Source organism: Planctomycetota bacterium, assembly GCA_038746835.1.
In the GTDB taxonomy this organism is placed as follows: Bacteria; Planctomycetota; Phycisphaerae; order Tepidisphaerales; family Tepidisphaeraceae; genus JBCDKH01.
Genome location: JBCDKH010000243.1, coordinates 1 through 4,652, shown reverse-complemented (window position 1 = coordinate 4,652; position 4,652 = coordinate 1). Strand labels below are relative to the sequence as shown.

6 protein-coding genes are annotated in these 4,652 nt (G+C 65.8%); all 6 read left to right on the top strand.

The window, feature by feature from the left end; translation table 11 throughout:
- The first annotated feature begins 306 nt into the window (after window positions 1–306).
- Window positions 307–1,101 (top strand): ThuA domain-containing protein, encoded by a 795-nt coding sequence (locus tag AAGI46_15930; GenBank protein ID MEM1013697.1) that lies wholly within the window; start codon window positions 307–309, stop codon window positions 1,099–1,101.
- A 77-nt stretch (window positions 1,102–1,178) separates the two neighbouring features.
- Window positions 1,179–1,787 carry a 3D domain-containing protein gene (locus AAGI46_15925; GenBank protein ID MEM1013696.1) on the top strand — a complete coding sequence of 203 codons (609 nt, stop codon included), beginning with the start codon at window positions 1,179–1,181 and terminating at the stop codon, window positions 1,785–1,787.
- 119 nt (window positions 1,788–1,906) lie between these two features.
- Window positions 1,907–2,425: a hypothetical protein gene (locus AAGI46_15920; protein MEM1013695.1), complete on the top strand. Its 519-nt coding sequence runs from the start codon at window positions 1,907–1,909 to the stop codon at window positions 2,423–2,425.
- 41 nt (window positions 2,426–2,466) lie between these two features.
- Window positions 2,467–3,381, top strand: coding sequence for a YdjY domain-containing protein (locus AAGI46_15915; GenBank protein ID MEM1013694.1), 915 nt, complete (start codon window positions 2,467–2,469; stop codon window positions 3,379–3,381).
- Between the two features lie 4 nt (window positions 3,382–3,385).
- A complete protein-coding gene (locus tag AAGI46_15910; GenBank protein ID MEM1013693.1) occupies window positions 3,386–3,634 on the top strand; it encodes a hypothetical protein in 249 nt (82 codons plus the stop codon).
- 101 nt (window positions 3,635–3,735) lie between these two features.
- Window positions 3,736–4,652: excinuclease ABC subunit A (locus AAGI46_15905; protein ID MEM1013692.1), on the top strand; the 917-nt coding region annotated here is incomplete at its 3' end.

The following is a 4,652-nucleotide window of genomic DNA, read 5'->3' as shown; positions in this document are numbered from 1 at the left end:
ATAGCGAAGGCGAGCCAAGCCCGACGTTCTTCTGAAAGCTCCTCTCCGAGGGCGAGTCGGAGCCCATGCGTTCGATGGATGCAGACGGAGAACTGAGCTTTAGAATCCTCGGATGACTTCCGCGGATTCTAAAGCTCAGTTCTCCGTCTGCATCCATCGAACGCATGGGCTCCGACTCGCCCTCGGAGAGGAGCTTTCAGAAGAACGTCGGGCTTGGCTCGCCTTCGCTATTCGGAAGCTACTCCTCGATCGCCCGCGTCAAACTGCAGCACCTGCGACAGCGCCTCTTGAGGCATAGCCTCGGCAATGCCCATCAACGTCACCGTCTGGCACGAGTACCACCACGAGCACAAGAACCCGACCGTTGCCAAGCACTACCCGGACGGCATGCACGTCGTCATGAAGAGTGCGATCGAGGAGCACCTCGGCAGCGCGGTCAACGTGACGACGGCAACGCAGGAGCAGGACGCGAACCACGGCCTGTCCGACGAGCTGCTGGCCAAGACCGACGTGATGACGTGGTGGGGCCACGCCCGGCATGGCGATGTGAAGGACGAGATCGTCGAGAAGGTTGTTAAGCGGGTCTGGGAAGGCATGGGCCTGGTCGTGCTGCACAGCGGGCACTACTCCAAGCCGTTCAAGCGGCTCATGGGCACCGGCTGCTGCTTGAAGTGGCGCGAGGCCGCCGAAAAGGAACGCCTCTGGTGCGTCAGCCCCGGCCACCCGGTGACGGTCGGACTGGAGAAGGACTACATCGAGCTTCCGCAGACCGAGATGTACGGCGAGCACTTCGACGTGCCGGAGCCGGACGAGACGGCCTTCATCAGCTGGTTCGAAGGCGGCGAGGTCTTCCGCAGCGGCATGGGCTGGAAGCGCGGTGCCGGCAAGGTCTTCTACTTCCGCCCCGGCCACGAGACGTTCCCGATCTACCACAACCCCGAAGTCCGCCGCGTGCTGGCCAACATGGTCGACTACGTGAAGCCGCACGCGTCGACCGTCAAGTACGAGCCGAAGGCCCCGAACATCCCCAACCCGCTCAGCCCCATCGCCGGCGAGCACGAGGTCGATGCCTCGATGCACGACAATCCTGAAAACAAGTGAGCCCGTGATCAGCTTGACGCAGGGTGTCCATCCTGCGACGCTCGCGACCGGCCGCAGGATATGGCCGAGGCGAACGCATGGATGCGGATCAGGCCATCTTCGATGAAACGCACGAGGACTGCGCTGCCAACGGCGGCGGGCGGTCGTGGGTGAGGCGGGTGTGGCCGGCTTGCATCTTTTTGACCGGGGCGGCAACGGTCGTGCTGTTTGGGGCGTCGGGCTCCGGCGGGGCGTCGGATGGGATTCCCACGTTGCTCGTGGGGTCGAACGACGCGCTTGTGGCACAGACGCCGGTCCTGGCGGCCCCGGAGGCGCGGGCGGCGGACACGTTGGTCGTGGACGAAACCGGCGAGCCGCCGGGCGACATCGTGCTGATGGAAGTCACGGCCTACTGCCCGTGCGTCAAGTGCTGCGGCCCGCGGGCAAAAGGCGTCACGGCCAGCGGCTTGCCGGTTAGCTACAACGACGGCTTGTTCGTCGCGGGCGATACAGAGTTCTTCCCGTTCGGCACGCGCCTGGTCGTTCCTGGCTACGGAAGCGATGGAGGCGAGGTCGTCGAAGTCATCGACCGTGGCGGGGCGATCAAGGGGATGAAGCTCGACGTCTATTACGACAGCCACGCCGAGGCCAAAAAGTGGGGGCGGCAGTTTCTGCCTGTGCGTGTGCTGCCGCCGGTGATTGAGTGACCGGTGGTTATCGGGCCGACCGGAAAGAGTCGGTCGCGTCTGGACAACGGGATTGGTGAATCGGACATCGGGAAGGCCGCGGACTCTTCCGCGAACCCCACGCCCGAACCACCAACACGATGACACTCCAGCCGCCTGCTCCGTTCAATCGCACCGACGACGCCGACTCACCCGCCGACCTGTCGTCGCTCGTCATTCCTGCCGTCGAGAGTGACGGCGTTGAGGACGAGCGCGAGACCGTTCTTCGCCAACAGGCGTCGATGATTCTCACGGCGATGGACGCCGCCAAGACCAGCCGCGGACAGGTGCCAGCGATGTACGAGCGGCGCGAAGGTGCCGTCCGCGTTCCGATCCGGCAGGAAGCCGGCCTGACGCTGTTTGCCGACGACGGCGGTGTCCCGCATCGCATGCTGTTCATTCGCGACGTCGAGCCGCGTGCCGTCGGCTTCATCACGCCCGAGCGACTGCCGCTGGGCTACGGCGGGACACTGCACTGCCGGGACCTTGCCGATGAGGAGCGACGCGTCGCTGTCACCGTAATCCGATGCCGCTCCTGCTACGGCGGCTGGTTCGAAGGGGCTGCGTATTTCCACAAGCCGCAACGGTCCTTCGGCGAACTCGTAACCGAACTCGCCTGACATCGCGTGAGCGAAACGTCCTGCGACGGTAGAGTCGGGCGATGCGAGGCCCGACGCTGCTCCTGACGACACTGCTCGCGATCCTTTCGTGGACCGGGCCGACCCTTGCCGACGAGGGTCGGCTCGTTTCTGTTGATGCCGAAGCACGGGAAGTCCGCGTCAAGGCAGAGGTGCTGCGGGTCGACATGCCGCTGGAATTCGTCTGCGTCGTCACCGGCACGGCCGATCACGAGAGCCTGCTGCGGACGCGTGCCCAGCCGTCGACCGTCCACGCGGCGCTGCTCGGCGTCGGCATGCGCCCTGGCCGCCCGCTGCGTTACAGCGAAGCCGCACGACGCTGGCTCGCCCCCGTCGGGCCGCCGATGCGCGCGGAGATCGAGTGGGAAGTCGAGGGCGAGACGCGACGGGTTCGCGTCGGCGAGTGGATTCGGCACATCGAAACGCGCGAGCCCATGCCGCCGCAGACGTTCGTCTTCGTCGGCAGCCGGCTCTACGAAACCAACGACGGCGGCCAGGCTTATGCGGCGGACGCGACGGGACAGCTCGTGGCGCTGGTCAACTTCGAGTCGACGGTGATCGACGTCGACGAGCTGGCCAGCAGCGACAACGCGACGCTGCAGTGGGAGACGAACGTCGACGTCGTCCCGCCTGCCGGCACGCCCGTGACACTGATCCTGTCGCCCGTCGCTGGTGGTACACCCGCGACGCGTCCGGCGGTCGAAGCTCCCCCGGCCGCCGCTCGTCTCGAACAGCTGCGAGCGGATTGGGAGCGTGCCGTCCTCCCGCGGGCCGAAGAGCTACGCGACGCCGCCCAGGCGCACTACGACCTGATGCAGGCCTACCAGGATGAAATCAACCGGCTCATCGACCAGGCGGACGAACTGCGTCGCGAGATGGACCTGCTTCAGCAGCGTTTCGACGACCTGACCACGCCCCAGCCGGCTGCGATAGACTGAACCGATGCCGATCGAAGGCTCATCCGGACTGGGCTTCGGCCCCGATCACGAGGCGATGGTCGAACGCCAGGCCGAGGCCCGGCGGCTCGATCGCGTCCTGTCGTTCTGCGGGCTGAACCTGAGCGACGTCCTGTCGAGTTCCGTCGAGCGTCGTCGCGTCGCGTTCTACCTGTCGATCGATCGCGAGGTCGAACGGACCGGCGAGGTGCTCGATCTCGAGCGGCAGTGGAATCCACATCGCTTTTGGAAGTGACCGCAACCCGAACTGGACGCGAACGCCCGTCATAGCCTGCGGGCGACATGGAGCGTCCTTCGAGCACTGCCGTCAATCCGACCGACGTCTACCCTCGCGGCGTGGATTCGCCCGCTGCTCCTGCCGACGCGTCGAGATCGATCAAGATCACCGGCGCTCGCGAGCACAACCTCAAGGACATCTCGCTCAGCATCCCGCGCGACAAGCTGACGGTCGTCACGGGCCTGAGCGGCAGCGGCAAGAGCACGCTCGCCTTCGACACCGTCTACGCCGAGGGCCAGCGCAAGTACATGGAGTCACTGTCGGCCTACGCGAGGCAGTTCCTCGACCAGCTCCAGAAGCCCGACCTCGACGACATCGAAGGCCTACCGCCGACGATCGCCATCGAGCAGCGGGGCTCGTCGTCCAATCCGCGGTCGACGGTCGCAACGACGACGGAGATCTACGACTATCTGCGGCTGCTTTTTGCCCGCGCTGGCACGCCGCACTGCTGGGAGTGCGGCCGGCCGATCGTCGGCCAGACTGCTTCGCAGATCGTCGACACGGTGATGACGCTTCCGGAGAAGTCGAAGCTGATGATCCTCGCGCCGCTCGTCCGCGACCAGAAGGGCGAGCACAAGGAGACGTTCGGAGCCATCGTCAAACAGGGCTTCGTCCGCGCGCGCGTCGACGGCGAGGTGATGGACGTCAAACCCGACAGTCCGCCAAAGCTGAAGAAGACGTTCAAGCACAACGTCGAGGCGGTGGTCGACCGGATCGTGCTCAAGCCTGAGATCCGCGGCCGTGTCGCGGAGTCGATCGAGGCGGCGCTCAAGCTGACGGGCGGAACGGTGATCGTCACCGTCGCCGACGGCAACGACTGGAATGATCATCTCTACAGCGAGCACTTCGCGTGCCCGGTCCACCCGCACGTGTCGCTCAGCGAGCTTGAGCCGCGGCTGTTCAGCTTCAACTCGCCCCACGGTGCCTGCCCCGACTGTCACGGCCTCGGCACCGTCCAGGAGTTCGACCCCGACCT

Bases quoted from the DNA above. Each gene is read 5' to 3' on its own strand.
- AAGI46_15930 (MEM1013697.1), top strand. From the start codon at position 307: ATGCCCATCAACGTCACCGTCTGGCACGAGTACCACCACGAGCACAAG.
- AAGI46_15925 (MEM1013696.1), top strand. From the start codon at position 1,179: ATGGATGCGGATCAGGCCATCTTCGATGAAACGCACGAGGACTGCGCT.
- AAGI46_15920 (MEM1013695.1), top strand. From the start codon at position 1,907: ATGACACTCCAGCCGCCTGCTCCGTTCAATCGCACCGACGACGCCGAC.
- AAGI46_15915 (MEM1013694.1), top strand. From the start codon at position 2,467: ATGCGAGGCCCGACGCTGCTCCTGACGACACTGCTCGCGATCCTTTCG.
- AAGI46_15910 (MEM1013693.1), top strand. From the start codon at position 3,386: ATGCCGATCGAAGGCTCATCCGGACTGGGCTTCGGCCCCGATCACGAG.